Genomic DNA, 14,068 nt, shown 5'->3' with positions numbered 1-14,068 from the left:
ATGAAAAAGGAGTGCATAGGATGACGGAACAACGCATCGAAGAGAATCGAGAAGGAACGATCATACGTCTGCAGGGTGGCTTTTATGATGTCATGACACCAGAAGGAGAGGTCCGTTCACGGGCAAGAGGGAATTTCCGAAAACGCGGCATCAGTCCAGTCGTCGGAGACGAGGTCGTTCTTCATATCGAAAGTGAGACAGGATATATTCTCGAAGTGAAGGAGCGGGACAACTTTTTAGTACGCCCTCCAGTCGCGAATATCGACCAGGCATTGCTCGTCGTCTCGGCGGCAGAACCTGATTTTTCAGCGCACTTGCTCGACCGATTTCTCGTTTTGATCGAAGCGAAGGAAATTCAACCCGTCATCCTATTGACGAAGATGGATTTGCTGGACGATGTTAAAGGACCGGCTGTCCGAGAGGCGATTGCCGCTTACCGGAAGATTGGGTATACGGTCATCGAGACATCAAGTGAGACGTTGGCAGGTATTGAGCAAGTCCGTCCGTTACTTGCTGGAAAAACGAGCGTTCTCGCCGGACAATCCGGTGTCGGGAAAAGTTCATTGCTCAATGCACTGGAACCCTCTCTTGATTTAGAAACAAGTGCGATCTCGAAATCACTCGGACGAGGACGTCATACGACGCGCCACGTCACATTGATGCCGCTTGCCGAAGGATTGATTGCCGATACGCCAGGTTTCTCGAACCTCGATTTTCCGTATGATATGGAAATCGAGGATGTACGGTGGAGTTTCCCTGAATTCGTGGCTGTACAAGATGATTGCAAATACCGAGGTTGCTTGCATTTGAATGAACCCGGTTGTGCCGTCAAGGAAGCCGTCGAAGCCCAAGAAATCATGTCCTCTCGTTATGAGAACTATGGTATGTTTATAGACGAAATCAAGAATCGAGCCCGGAGGTATTGAAGATGATTAAAATTGCACCATCTATCTTATCAGCAGATTTTGCGAATCTCGAACGCGATGTTAAAGCAGTCGAAGCAGCAGGCGCGGACTATATCCATTTTGATGTCATGGACGGTCAGTTCGTACCGAACATCTCATTTGGATTACCTGTGCTTAGCAGCTTACGTCAAAAGACGGATATGATTCTCGATGTCCATTTGATGATCGACCAGCCAGAACGTTTCGTCGAGGATTTCGTCAAAGCAGGGGCGGACATCGTGACGTTCCACGTCGAAGCGACGAATCATGTCCATCGTGTCTTGCAACAAATCAAAGCAGCGGGCGCAAAGGCAGGAGTCGTCTTGAATCCCCATACGCCATTATCAACGATTGAACACGTCCTTGAGGATGTCGATATGGTTTTATTGATGACGGTCAATCCGGGCTTTGGTGGACAAGCCTTCATCGAGCGTGTCATGCCGAAACTCGCAGCACTTGCGCAAATGAAAGCAGATCGTGGTCTGACATTTGAAATCGAGATTGACGGTGGCGTCAATCCGGAAACGGCAAAGCTTTGCATCGATAACGGTGCGAACGTTCTCGTCGCAGGATCAGCAATCTACAATGCACCAGATTATGCGGAAGCGATCACTAGCATTCGTCAAGGGGCTGCCGTATAATAAGAACGAGAAAACGAAATATGATGACCGCAAGGGGTGTCGCTTGAAAAGCGGCTGAGAGAAGTCTTTTAGACTTTAACCCTTCGAACCTGTTCCGTTCAAACGGACGTAGGGATGTGGCGCACGCAGGCAGTACGGCGTTCGTCGTACTGCCTTTTTGCGTCCTCTCGTACAATGAAGGAGGAAAATAGCATGAAACGGTTACAAATGATGATGGAAATTGCCATCTTCGCCAGTCTCGGAGTCGTCTTTGATTTACTGATTCCATTCAAAATGCCACAAGGAGGCTCAATCAGCTTAGCGATGTTACCGATCTTCGTCATGGCATTTCGCCACGGTGTCGTCGGAGGGGTCGTCACGGGAGCGCTTGTCGGTACGATTCAATTGATGTTCGCTCCACAAGTCTTGACGATCGTTCAACCGATGCTTGACTATACGATTGCGTATGGTGTCGTCGGATTAAGTGGTCTGTTCGCGCGTCAAGTCAGACTAGCCGCGCGCAATGGACAAAAGAAAAGCTTGATGGCGTTCGTTCTCCTGGCGACGTTATTAGGCGCAGGACTCCGTTATATCTGTCATGTCATCAGTGGAATCGTCTTTTTTGCCGAGTATGCCGAAGGTCCAGTCGTACCGTATTCATTGATTTATAACGCGACATACATGGTACCGTCTTACGTTCTTTGTGGTGTCGTTGCGGGTCTTTTATTCACGACTGCGCCACGCTTACTCCGTTATTCGGCACGAGGCGTCTGAGATGCGGGCGATTCTCGTCTGTGCCGGTCCGCGAGAAGAAGCGCCGGATTTACGGAAGTTTTGTCAGCCAGGTGACTTTATCGTCGGTGTCGACGGTGGTGTTCAGACGATTGAATCGTTTGGGCTGACATGCGACCTGACGATTGGTGATTTTGATTCTCTTGGTTATGTACCAGAAGGGGCAATCGTTCATCCGGCCGAGAAAGATGAAACGGATCTCGAACTGGCACTTCGTACAGTCTCAGAGAAGAAACAGTTTGAGGATACCTTCATCATCGGGGCGACAGGTGGGCGGCTCGACATGACCGTCCAAAATGTATATCTATTGAAGCGATACCCAGAGGCACGACTCGTGACGAAACGAGAAGAGGTACGATACTTGGCTGAGGGAACGTATGCAGTCGAAGCAGGGAGCTATCATTATCTTTCGTTCATTCCACTCGTACCATCGACTTTAAGCTTATCCGGAGTCAAATATCCACTTGATGCACATCCAGTACCGGTCGGAGGTTCCTTGACCGTCAGTAATGAATGGTGTGCGTCAGAAGCGAAGGTAGAGCTCCATCAAGGAGAACTATTGATGATGCGGACGCTTAAGGAATAGCACAATCATAGGAAAGAGGCCGTGGATGACTCCGCGGCCTCTTTTTAGATGAAATTATTCGTCGAGTTGAGAAGGGGCGACACGGATGTCGCTTTGAGCGGATAGATGTTTTCCTTTGACGAAGAGATGATAACTTCCCCACATGACAAGGAAGAAAGGAACACCGATGTATAGAGCGATTCGTTGATCCGCTTGAAACGCAAGACTGACGAGGACGACGACGTTAAGTGTCAACGAAATCAGTGGTAACACCGGATAGAGTGGTGTCTTGAATTTCAGTTCGGATACATCGTGTCCGTTTCGGACGAACTGACGACGAAATGCAAGCTGCGAAGCAGAGATTGAAATCCAGCCGACTTGAGCCCCGAGTCCGGCTAAGGACAAGAGCCAAATGAAGACGGTATCTTCTGCGAAAAATGCGGTCAGAAGCGATAACATCGCGAACATCATCGTAAAGAGCAACGCCCGCATCGGCACACCACGTGCATTGACGTAAGATAATTTCTTTGAAATCATCCCTTCTTGCGCCATTGCCCATAACATCCGAGTCGCCGCATATAATCCGGAGTTTCCGACGGACAACAACGCTGTCAAGACGACGATGTTCATCAAATCAGCAGCGTACGGAATACCGATCGCATCAAAGACCATGATGAACGGACTGCTGACTCCGCCAGCTGTTTCATACGGAATTAATGCACCAACGATCGTAATCGATAAGACGAAGAAGATGAACGTCCGCCAGACTGTGTTGCGGATGGCTTTTGGAATCGATTTTTCGGGCGTGTCGGACTCCCCAGCCGCAACACCGATCAATTCCGTTCCTTGGAAGGCGAAGTTGACGGCAATCATCGTCGTCAAGACACCGAGAATCCCGTTTGGAAACCAACCGCTTGCCGTAAAGTTCGCAAATAACGATGTCGGACGATCTGCTTCCATCGGTAACCAGCCGAACCAAGCAGCGCCACCTAGAATGATGAAGAACAGGATCGCGAGGACCTTCAAACTCGAGAACCAGAATTCAGCTTCACCGAATGCTTTGGCGGAGACGGCATTCAGACCGAACAGCAAGACCGTAAAGACGGTACACCAGACGACAACGGGTACGTTCGGAAACCAGCGGTCCATCAAACTGCCGGCAGCTGTAATTTCGAGTGCCACCGTCACGGCCCAGCCGAGCCAATAAATCCAACCGACGGCAAAGCCGACCCCTGGTCCGATGAATCGGGTCGTATAGGTCTGAAATGACCCCGAGACCGGCAGATAGACCGCTAATTCTCCTAGACATAACATCGTCAGATACATGATGGTCCCACCCACGATGTAACTGAGGACCGCCCCGAGAGGTCCTGCTTGTGAAATCGTTAATCCTGACCCTAAAAATAAGCCTGTTCCGATGATTCCGCCGAGTGAAATCATGAACAGGTGTCGACTCGTCATCTCTCGTTTGAGTTGCATGATGACTTCCCCCAATTCTGACAAAATAAAGTACGTTCCTATTGTAAGCGTTTTCAATAAAAGCGACAATTAGTTTATGAGAAAAATAAATGAGGGCATAAAAAAACCGGAAGGGAAGATTCCCATCCGGTGGTTGCGCCTTATACGCGTTCGACTTTACCTGATTTAAGAGCTCGAGCTGAAACCCAAACCTTTTTCGGCTTACCGTCGACGAGGATACGTACTTTTTGTACGTTGACTCCCCAAGTACGTTTTGTTTTGTTCAATGCGTGTGAACGGTTGTTACCCGACTTTGGCGATTTCCCAGTAACGTAGCATTTACGTGCCATGCGTTCCGCCTCCTTTTATGTTGTTTTGCGTTCGTCCTAATAGACACTTTGCTATCTTAGCATGGTGTCAGGGCGGTTGCAACATAAAAAAAGTAGCTGACAAGAAAAAAACTTGACAGACAACCTCGAAATTTAAAATAATGGATGAGGATGATGGTAAAAGTTCATTTGACCGCTACTATTTTTCACTTATTCATTGTATAGTCAGTACGGCGACTTTTCAATAGTAGGTCCTTATAGTAGAATTATGAGAAGAATACAATATTCAAAGGGGGCTACTCAGGTGGCGATCGAGATGAAAACGACCTATGGAAAGATTGATGTAGATAATGATGTCGTCGCGCAACTTGCGGGCGGCGCAGCAATGGAATGTTTTGGTGTCGTTGGTATGGCATCCCAGTCTCAAATCAAGGATGGTCTTGCTGAACTCTTAAAACGTGAGAACTTTGCACGCGGTGTCATCGTTCGACAGGCTTCAGAGCAGGTCCATATCGATATGCATATCATCGTAAGCTATGGAACGAAAATCTCAGAGGTGGCGAACAACGTACAGAGTCGCGTGAAATACACGCTCAGTCAGGCACTAGGTCTTGACGTGACATCTGTGAACATCTTTGTCCAAGGAGTCCGCTTGACGAATGTCTAAGGCGGGAATAGAGGAGGAAACTTTAGTGAGTGTAGATCGTTTAACAGGAGCGCAGTTAGTCAAGATGATTCAAAATGGCGCGGCGAATCTCTATCAAAATGCAGATTTCGTCGATTCATTGAACGTCTTCCCTGTGCCAGATGGTGATACGGGAACGAACATGAATTTGACGATGACTTCAGGTGCAAAAGAAGCAGGTAAATCAACTTCGGATTCTGTATCGGAAGTCGCGAACGTCTTCGCACGTGGATTATTGATGGGGGCGCGCGGAAACTCTGGCGTCATCTTAAGTCAATTGTTCCGTGGATTCTCGAAATCAATCGAAGGCAAAACAACGATTGATACGAAGGAATTCGCAGATGCGTTACAAAAAGGTGTCGATACAGCATACAAAGCAGTCATGAAACCGGTTGAAGGAACAATCTTGACGGTTGCCCGTGAAACAGCTGTCGCTGCTATCGCACAATCTGAGACGACGACGGATTTCTTAGAGTTGATGCGTCAACTCGTCGAAGCTTCGAAAGTATCGCTCGACGGTACACCAGAACTTCTTCCGGTATTAAAAGAAGTCGGCGTCGTTGACTCTGGTGGTCAAGGTCTCGTCTGTATCTATGAAGGATTCCTCGCAACACTCGAAGGAAAAGAACTCGACAAACCGCATGCGCCTGTCATGGAAGCACTCGTCGAAGCAGAGCATCATAAAACGGCTCAAAGCTTCATGTCGACAGAAGAAATCCATTACGGTTACTGTACGGAAATCATGGTTCGTTTCCAAGATGACAAGCTTGCGAATGCACCATTCAGCGAAGAAGACTTCCGTAACGAATTAGCGGAATTCGGTGATTCATTGCTCGTCGTAGCGGATGAAGAACTCCTTAAAGTTCACGTCCACGTTGAAACACCAGGAGAAGTCATCACAAAAGGACAACGTTTCGGTGAACTCGTCGCTGTTAAGATTGAAAACATGCGTCAACAACACTCGACGATCCTTGAAGAAGAAGGTGCGAACCAAGTCACTCCAGTCGCTGCACCGAAGGCAAAAGCGAAAGCAGCCCTCGTGACAGTCGCAATGGGTGAAGGAATCAGCGAACTCTTTAAATCACTCGGTGTCAGTGTCGTCATCGAAGGCGGACAAACGATGAACCCGTCGACTGAAGATATCGTTAAGGCGATCGAGGATGCACACGCTGAACACGTTTATGTCTATCCAAACAACTCAAACATCATCATGGCCGCTGAACAAGCAGCATCTGTTGCGAATTGTGGTGTGACGGTCGTGAAATCAAAAACAGTTCCACAAGGTTTAGCAGCAACAATCGTCTATAATCCAGAAGCGACTGTCGAAGAGAACGAAGCGCACATGGCAGATGCGATTGCAGCCGTTAAGTCGGGACAAGTCACATATGCCGTACGTGATACGAACATCGATGGTGTAGAAATCAAGAAGGACGACCATATGGCGATTGCTGAAAAACAAATCGTCGCTACGGACGCTTCAAGTCTTGGTGCCGTCAAGAAACTCGTCGATACACTCGTCACTGAGGACGACGAAATCATCACGGTTCTTTACGGTGAAGGCGTCTCAACAGAAGAAGTCGACGACCTCGTCGCGTACATCGAATCGGTCAATCCGGATGCTGAGGTGGAAGTCCACGACGGCAAACAACCGCTTTATTCGTACATTTTAAGCGTCGAATAAAACCATCATACTGAAAAAGGGCGACTAGCCTTTTCACGAATCCCACCATCTGCGATAATAGAGGTGGGATTTCGTTTGTTTCATAGAGAGGGGAAAAGAAATGAAATATCGTAGCGTCTTTGACATCATCGGACCAGTCATGGTTGGTCCATCGAGCTCGCATACAGCAGGGGCTGCACGGATTGGATTGATGGCGGGTAAATTATTCGGGGAAACGCCTACTGTCATCCACATCACGTTTTACGGTTCATTCGCGGATACGTATCGTGGACATGGAACGGATGTCGCCATCATCGGCGGTGTTCTCGGATACGATACGTTTGACGACCGGATTCCACAATCGATCGATATCGCGAAGTCGAAAGGGATTGAGATTCATTTCGAGACGAGTGAGGCGTTGACGGATCATCCGAATACGGCTCGTGTCCATTTGACGAATGGAGTAGAAGAGTTTGAATTGGTTGGTATTTCAATTGGTGGGGGAACGATTGAAATCACGGAATTAAATGGTGTACCGCTTCGTTTGTCCGGTGGGGGACCGGCACTCGTCGTCTTACACCATGACCGTTTTGGTGCGATCGCAGCCGTGACGAGCATTTTGGCTGATTACGAAATCAATATCGGGCATATGGAAGTGTCACGGCATGAAAAAGGAAAACAAGCACTTATGGCAATTGAGATTGATGACCGGATAACGGCAGAAGTGTTGGAAGAAATCGATCGGTTACCTCAAGTCGAGCGTGCCGTCATGATGGGAGAGTGAAGACATGTTTAAATCCGTAAAAGAACTCGTCGCCATCGCGACGGAACGAAATATTCCGATTTCGGAAGTCATGATCGAGCAAGAGATGACGGTTCGTCATTTAGAGCGAGATGAAGTCTATGCGATGATGGAACGAAACCTGCAAGTGATGGAAGAAGCAGTCGCTCGTTCACTTGATGGTGACGGTGTCCAGTCGGTGACAGGACTGACCGGTGGGGATGCTGTCTTGCTTCAACGGTACCGTGCTTCAGGTAAAGGATTATCCGGTGATTTATTACTGGACGCCGTTAGTAAGGCAATCGGAACGAATGAAGTCAATGCTGCGATGGGAAAAATTTGTGCGACACCAACGGCAGGGAGTGCCGGCGTCGTACCAGGTACACTATTTGCTGTCAAAGATCGGTTAAACCCAACGCGTGAGCAGATGTTACGCTTCTTGTTCACATCCGGTGCGTTCGGTTTCGTCGTCGCGAACAATGCATCGATTTCCGGAGCGGCTGGTGGCTGTCAAGCAGAAGTCGGTTCGGCAACAGCGATGGCAGCTGCTGCCATCGTTGAGATGGCGGGCGGAACACCGGATCAGTCAGCGCATGCTTTTGCGATCGCGCTGAAGAACATGCTCGGACTCGTCTGTGATCCTGTTGCAGGACTCGTCGAAGTGCCATGCGTGAAACGCAATGCGATGGGTGGGGCGAATGCTGTTGTAGCTGCCGACATGGCACTCGCTGGAATCACGTCACGGATTCCATGTGATGAAGTCATCTCAGCCATGCATGAGATTGGTCAGATGATGCCGTCTGCGCTTCGCGAGACAGCAAAAGGTGGACTCGCGAATACGCCGACTGGTCGCTGGCTCGAAGCAAAAATCTTCGGAGAGTTATCGAATGAATCCATCACGTGACGTCAAGACATTAAAAGGTGTCGGACGGGATTTGGCGAAAAAACTAGAAGAGATGAATATTTTCACCGTTGCGGACGTGCTCGAGCACGTCCCGTTTCGTTATGACGACTTCGTGACGGGAAGTCTAACGGAAGCAATCCATGAGGATAAAGTCAAGTTCACGGGTCAAGTCCAATCTGAACCACTTGTGCGCTATTACGGAAAAGGAAAGAATCGTTTAACGTTCCGTCTGCTCGTTGAAGAACGGTATAGTGTGACCGTAACGATGTTCAACCGAGCATTCTACAAAGACCAATTGCAACTTGGGGCAGAAGTGACGGTCAGTGGCAAGTGGGACTTACACCGGATGACGATCTCTGCGACGGAATTGCAATTCGGGGCAATCGAAGGCGAATTGACACCGGTCTACTCGCTACGGGGTGACATGCGGATGAAAACGTTCCGACGCGTCGTCGACTTGGCGTTCAAGGAGACTGAGGCATTAGCTGAACGGATCCCGGATAGTATCAGGAAGACATACCGGTTACAAGACCGAATGACGATGTTAAAGTCGCTTCATTTCCCAACGAATCGACAAGAGTTAACGGCTGCTCGTCGCAGTTATGTCTACGAAGAGTGCCTCTATTTCCAACTGAAATTACAGGCGTTACGTCTTGGGCGACGGAAAGGTCAAGGGATTGCTCTTCCCCTTCATGAAACGGATATCGCCAATTTCATCCAGAGCCTGCCGTTTCCGCTGACAGGTGCCCAGCAACGTGTGACAAAAGAAATCCTAGACGACATCGGTCGCGGCGAACGAATGAATCGGTTGTTGCAAGGAGATGTCGGAAGCGGGAAGACCGTCATCGCAGCCATCGCCTTGTTCGCGACGGTTCGTGCCGGAAGACAAGGCGCCTTAATGGTGCCGACCGAAATTTTAGCGGAACAGCATGCAGCGTCGCTCGCCCCATTGCTTGAACCACTTGGGATTCGGGTCGGTCTACTGACGAGTTCAGTTAAAGGAAAAGCGCGCGCGCACTTGCTCAAAGCCCTCGCAACAGGAGAAATCGACGTCTTGGTCGGAACACATGCGCTGATTCAAGACACCGTCCAGTTCAAGGCATTACACCTCGTCATCACCGATGAACAACATCGCTTCGGTGTCGAACAACGGAAACGATTGCGTGCGAAAGCTGAACAGGCAGATGTATTATATATGACAGCGACACCGATTCCGCGTACGCTTGCGATATCGGTCTTTGGAGATATGGATGTTTCGATCATCGATGAGATGCCGGCGGGACGAAAGGAAATCGAGACCTACTGGGCGAAACCGCAACAGATGGAACGCGTTTTCGGGTTCGTCGAGAAAGAATTGTCGCAAGGTCGACAAGCCTACGTCATCACGCCATTGATCGAGGAATCCGAATCACTCGAAGTTCAAAATGCGATCGAATTACATGCGACATTGACTGAGCGGTTCAAGTCCTATCATGTCGGTTTGATGCATGGGCGCTTGACTTCTTCAGAAAAAGACGAGGTCATGCAGGCATTCAAGGAGAATACCGTTCAAATCCTTGTTTCGACGACGGTCGTCGAGGTCGGTGTGAACGTTCCGAATGCATCGATCATCGTCATTCATGATGCAGAACGCTTCGGTCTTGCGCAATTACACCAATTAAGAGGACGCGTCGGTCGAGGCGATGCTCAGTCTTACTGTATTCTAATCGCCGATCCCTCTTCCGATACGGGAAAAGAACGGATCAAGACGATGACGGAGACGAACGATGGCTTCAAGCTAGCGGAAAAGGATTTAAAACTGCGCGGAGCCGGAAATTTCTTCGGTACCGAACAAAGTGGATTACCGCGCTTCGTCTTGACTGATCCGGCGCTCGATATACAAGTCATGGAAACTGCGCGACAAGATGCAGTCCGCTTACTGCGATCGGACGCCTTTTGGCAAGCGCCGGAATACGACGTCTTGCGTGACTATATCGAAAGACAAGGGCTACTTGAAGGAGAAAGAATCGAATAATACTTGAAAGTGAACAACAAGGGATATATACTACTGTTAGTACCAGGTAATAATAGTGGTCATCCTTCTTGTGGGAGGAACATACATGCGGGTACCTAAAAAAGAGAGACAACAAGAATTATTACAGACGATCGAGCAAAATCCGTTCATCACGGATGAAGCGCTGGCGACACGATTCCGTGTCAGTATCCAGACGATTCGTCTCGACCGGATGGAATTAAAGATTCCGGAATTACGGGAGCGAATTAAACACGTCGCGACCGAACGGCTGGATGATGTGCGTACGTTGACTGAAAATGAAGTCATTGGTGATATGATTGACCTGAAACTCGATACATCTGCGATCTCGATCCTTGAGATTTTGCCGGAACATGCGTTTAGTCGGAATGCGATCGCCCGCGGACATATTTTGTTCGCGCAGGCAAACTCGCTTGCGATTGCGCTCATCGACGATGAACTCGCGTTGACGACACGTGCGAACGTTCAGTTCACACGCTCCGTTCACGTCGGAGAACGCGTCGTTGCGAAGGCATTCGTCAGTTCCCATCGTCAAGATGGTCGTTCTGACATCACGGTGGAGAGTTATGTCGGTGAAGAATGTGTCTTCATCGGTGAGTTCACGGTGTATCGAAGTAGTAAGGAGGAATCGAAATGATTTTAGCAGTTGACGCTATGGGGGGCGACCACGCACCCCGTGCCATCGTAGAAGGGGTCGTTGCCTATTTGGCAGAACGTCCAAACGAAAACATCGATATCCGACTAGTCGGAGATGAGTTGAAATTACGCTCATACACAATCGAGGATCCGCGCGTGACGATCGTCCACGCGGCATCCGTCATCACCGGAGAAGATGAACCGGTACGTGCGATTCGCCGCAAGAAAGATAGCTCACTCGTTGTGGCTGCAAACCTGGTGAAATCAGGAGAGGCAGATGCCTTGATTTCAGCAGGCAACACGGGAGCGCTCATGACTGCCGGATTGTTCGTCATCGGTCGAATCGAAGGAGTTGACCGTCCTGCACTGGCCCCGACTTTCCCGACACGTAATGGGAAAGGTGTCGTCATCTTAGATGTCGGCGCCAACCCGGATGCGAAGGCAGAGCATTTGCTCGATTATGCCATCATGGGGTCTGTCTACGCAGAACAAGTTCGCGGCATCACACGTCCAAAAGTCGGACTCCTGAATATCGGATCAGAAGCCGGTAAAGGGAATGCACTGACGAAGGAAACGTATCCGCTACTTGAGACAGCACCGATTCATTTCGTTGGGAACGTCGAGGCGAGAGAAGCGATGAGCGGTGACGTCGATGTCATCGTCACGGAAGGTTTTGCCGGCAATACGTTACTTAAGAGTACAGAAGGGGCTGCCAGTATGATCATGGGTGTCATGAAAGAACAATTCATGAGCTCTTGGACATCAAAGCTCGCCGCTCTCGTACTAAAACCGAAGTTGAAAAAAATGAAGCAGTTGCTCGCTTATGAAGAATATGGCGGTGCCGGACTATTCGGCATAGCGGCTCCGGTCATTAAGGCGCATGGTTCAAGTAATGCCTACGCATTCAGCCGAGCGCTCGTTCAAGCAGAAAAGATGGTCGAACAAGAAGTCGTTGCCAAAATCGTTCAAGCGAAGGCAACAGAAGCACGTTAAGAAGGAGTGAGACGAGATGGGGAAAACAGTTTGGATGTTTCCGGGACAAGGGTCACAAACCCCTGGAATGGGACAGACGCTCATCACGCAAGACGAGACACGCCAAGCACTCGCTGACCTCGGAACGCGAATTGGTCTGGATCTGACGACGCTGATGACGACAGGGACGAAGGATGAATTGAAAGCGACAGATATTGCTCAACCAGCCATCGTCGCACACAGTGCATTACTCGCACAGCAGTACGCAGCACAAGGACATACACCTGATTTCGTACTCGGACACAGTGTTGGAGAATATAGTGCGCTTGTCGCAGCTTCTGTCATCACACCGTCTGAAGCCGTCTATCTCGTCCGCGAACGCGGAAAACTCATGAATCAAGTCACGGGTGGAACGATGGCGGCGGTCATCGGCATGAATGATGTCGAGGCAGCCCATCACGCGGTCGAATCGATTGCGGCGACGGGAGAGATCGTTCAAATCGCCAACTACAACTGTCCTGGGCAATTCGTCATCTCCGGACAAATCGCAGCGGTCGAATCCGCTACAGCGAAGTTAAAAGAGCTCGGAGCAAAACGTGTCTTACCGCTTGATGTCTCGGGTGCATTCCATTCGTCACTCATGACACCATTCGCACCACGATTCGAAGACATTCTCGTTTCGTCACCGTTTGAAGCGGCGAAGACGAAATTCATCTCGAACGTCGACAGTGCGTTCCATGATCAACCAGACGAATTGATTCGTTTGCTCGTTCAGCAGCTCTACTCACCGGTTCGATTCGAATCATGCGTTGAGCGTCTGATCGAAGAAGGTGCGGATACATTCATTGAGTTTGGTCCATCATCTCCGTTGAGCGGTCTCGTGAAACGAATCAAAAAAGATGCGAAGATCATCAGCATCACGACACTTGAGCAGTTGGAAGCGGAGGGAATTCGTTGAGTAAAGTAGCACTCGTCACTGGCGCGTCACGCGGCATCGGAGCTGCCATCGCGAAGCGATTGGCAACAGATGGTTTCCGTGTCGTCGTCAACTATGCAGGAAGCACGGACAAGGCGGAAGCTGTCGTCCGTGAAATCAAGGAAGCAGGCGGAGAGGCACTCGCGATTCAAGCGAATGTCGCTGAAGCAGATGCTGTCAAACAGATGATCAAACAGACGATCGACACATTCGGTCAACTGGATTGTGTCGTCAATAATGCCGGCATCACGCGTGATGGTTTGCTGATGCGCATGAAGGAAGCGGATTTCGATGCTGTCATCGATACGAACCTGAAAGGGGCGTTTCTCGTCACGCAAGCCGCGACACGTCCGTTGTTAAAAACAAGCGGTCGTATCATCAACATCGCATCAGTCGTCGGTATTTCCGGAAATCCAGGGCAAGCGAACTATGTCGCAGCGAAAGCGGGTCTGATCGGGCTGACGAAATCCGTCGCACGTGAACTCGCTAGTAAAGGCGTCACTGTCAATGCCATCTGTCCAGGATTCATCGAGACGGACATGACGGACGAATTGACAGAAGAACAGCGGAACCTGTCACTCGGGCAAATTCCGTTGAAACGCTTCGGTCAAACCGACGATATTGCTTCACTCGTCAGTTTCATCGCTTCAGATGAAGCGCGATACATCACAGGACAAACTCTTGCCGTCGATGGCGGCATGACGATGTAACACA

The 14,068-nt window shown here is 49.6% G+C and carries 15 protein-coding genes and 1 riboswitch; of the genes, 13 read left to right on the top strand and 2 right to left on the bottom strand.

Translation table 11 applies throughout. The features are described from left to right. The first annotated feature begins 20 nt into the window (after positions 1 to 20). From rsgA to B3G15_RS09015, 4 genes are all read left to right on the top strand, one after another. Positions 21 to 926 carry a ribosome small subunit-dependent GTPase A gene (rsgA, locus tag B3G15_RS09030; protein ID WP_029342107.1) on the top strand — a complete coding sequence of 302 codons (906 nt, stop codon included), beginning with the start codon at positions 21 to 23 and terminating at the stop codon, positions 924 to 926. A gap of 2 nt (positions 927 to 928) precedes the next feature. Continuing rightward, a complete protein-coding gene (gene rpe, locus B3G15_RS09025) occupies positions 929 to 1,585 on the top strand; it encodes a ribulose-phosphate 3-epimerase (RefSeq protein WP_029342106.1) in 657 nt (218 codons plus the stop codon). A 22-nt stretch (positions 1,586 to 1,607) separates the two neighbouring features. Continuing rightward, positions 1,608 to 1,717: riboswitch (TPP riboswitch) on the top strand. Between the two features lie 60 nt (positions 1,718 to 1,777). Continuing rightward, positions 1,778 to 2,338, top strand: coding sequence for an energy-coupled thiamine transporter ThiT (gene thiT / locus B3G15_RS09020; protein ID WP_023468761.1), 561 nt, complete (start codon positions 1,778 to 1,780; stop codon positions 2,336 to 2,338). Position 2,339: 1 nt separating this feature from the next. Continuing rightward, complete coding sequence (locus B3G15_RS09015) at positions 2,340 to 2,942, top strand: thiamine diphosphokinase (protein ID WP_290720164.1); 603 nt, start codon at positions 2,340 to 2,342, stop codon at positions 2,940 to 2,942. 54 nt (positions 2,943 to 2,996) lie between these two features. Here the strand turns inward: B3G15_RS09015 and B3G15_RS09010 are convergent, their stop codons facing one another. Both B3G15_RS09010 and rpmB read right to left on the bottom strand, forming a co-directional pair. Beyond that, on the bottom strand, positions 2,997 to 4,400 hold the full coding sequence (locus B3G15_RS09010) for an amino acid permease (RefSeq protein WP_214859765.1): 1,404 nt from the start codon (positions 4,398 to 4,400) through the stop codon (positions 2,997 to 2,999). Between the two features lie 140 nt (positions 4,401 to 4,540). After that, on the bottom strand, positions 4,541 to 4,729 hold the full coding sequence (gene rpmB, locus B3G15_RS09005) for a 50S ribosomal protein L28 (protein WP_023468758.1): 189 nt from the start codon (positions 4,727 to 4,729) through the stop codon (positions 4,541 to 4,543). 283 nt (positions 4,730 to 5,012) lie between these two features. Here rpmB and B3G15_RS09000 point away from each other — a divergent pair, with 283 nt between their 5' ends. From B3G15_RS09000 to fabG, 9 genes are all read left to right on the top strand, one after another. Then, entirely contained in the window at positions 5,013 to 5,375 is a 363-nt protein-coding gene (locus B3G15_RS09000; RefSeq protein ID WP_023468757.1) for an Asp23/Gls24 family envelope stress response protein, read from the top strand. A 25-nt stretch (positions 5,376 to 5,400) separates the two neighbouring features. Beyond that, complete coding sequence (locus B3G15_RS08995) at positions 5,401 to 7,074, top strand: DAK2 domain-containing protein (RefSeq protein WP_369792079.1); 1,674 nt, start codon at positions 5,401 to 5,403, stop codon at positions 7,072 to 7,074. A 100-nt stretch (positions 7,075 to 7,174) separates the two neighbouring features. Next, a complete protein-coding gene (sdaAB, locus tag B3G15_RS08990; protein WP_023468755.1) occupies positions 7,175 to 7,837 on the top strand; it encodes an L-serine ammonia-lyase, iron-sulfur-dependent subunit beta in 663 nt (220 codons plus the stop codon). 4 nt (positions 7,838 to 7,841) lie between these two features. Then, positions 7,842 to 8,738: an L-serine ammonia-lyase, iron-sulfur-dependent, subunit alpha gene (gene sdaAA, locus B3G15_RS08985; protein ID WP_023468754.1), complete on the top strand. Its 897-nt coding sequence runs from the start codon at positions 7,842 to 7,844 to the stop codon at positions 8,736 to 8,738. Beyond that, positions 8,722 to 10,752, top strand: coding sequence for an ATP-dependent DNA helicase RecG (recG, locus tag B3G15_RS08980; RefSeq protein WP_290720155.1), 2,031 nt, complete (start codon positions 8,722 to 8,724; stop codon positions 10,750 to 10,752). The genes sdaAA and recG overlap by 17 nt, the downstream gene beginning before the upstream one ends. Before the next feature lie 85 nt (positions 10,753 to 10,837). Next, the gene (fapR, locus tag B3G15_RS08975; RefSeq protein ID WP_023468752.1) at positions 10,838 to 11,407 is read left to right on the top strand and encodes a transcription factor FapR; all 570 of its coding nucleotides are present in this window, start codon (positions 10,838 to 10,840) and stop codon (positions 11,405 to 11,407) included. Continuing rightward, complete coding sequence (gene plsX, locus B3G15_RS08970) at positions 11,404 to 12,399, top strand: phosphate acyltransferase PlsX (protein ID WP_050677493.1); 996 nt, start codon at positions 11,404 to 11,406, stop codon at positions 12,397 to 12,399. The genes fapR and plsX overlap by 4 nt, the downstream gene beginning before the upstream one ends. A gap of 16 nt (positions 12,400 to 12,415) precedes the next feature. Continuing rightward, positions 12,416 to 13,336, top strand: coding sequence for an ACP S-malonyltransferase (gene fabD, locus B3G15_RS08965; protein ID WP_035396761.1), 921 nt, complete (start codon positions 12,416 to 12,418; stop codon positions 13,334 to 13,336). After that, positions 13,333 to 14,064 carry a 3-oxoacyl-[acyl-carrier-protein] reductase gene (gene fabG / locus B3G15_RS08960; protein WP_035396763.1) on the top strand — a complete coding sequence of 244 codons (732 nt, stop codon included), beginning with the start codon at positions 13,333 to 13,335 and terminating at the stop codon, positions 14,062 to 14,064. Before fabD ends, fabG begins: the two co-directional genes overlap by 4 nt. The last annotated feature ends 4 nt before the right edge of the window (positions 14,065 to 14,068 follow it).

It is taken from the genome of Exiguobacterium sp. UBA1053 (assembly GCF_002316465.1).
GTDB classification, from domain to species: domain Bacteria; phylum Bacillota; class Bacilli; order Exiguobacteriales; family Exiguobacteriaceae; genus Exiguobacterium_A; species Exiguobacterium_A abrahamii.
The sequence above is the reverse complement of the archived record's forward strand: the minus strand, read 5'-3'. Positions and strand labels throughout refer to the sequence as shown.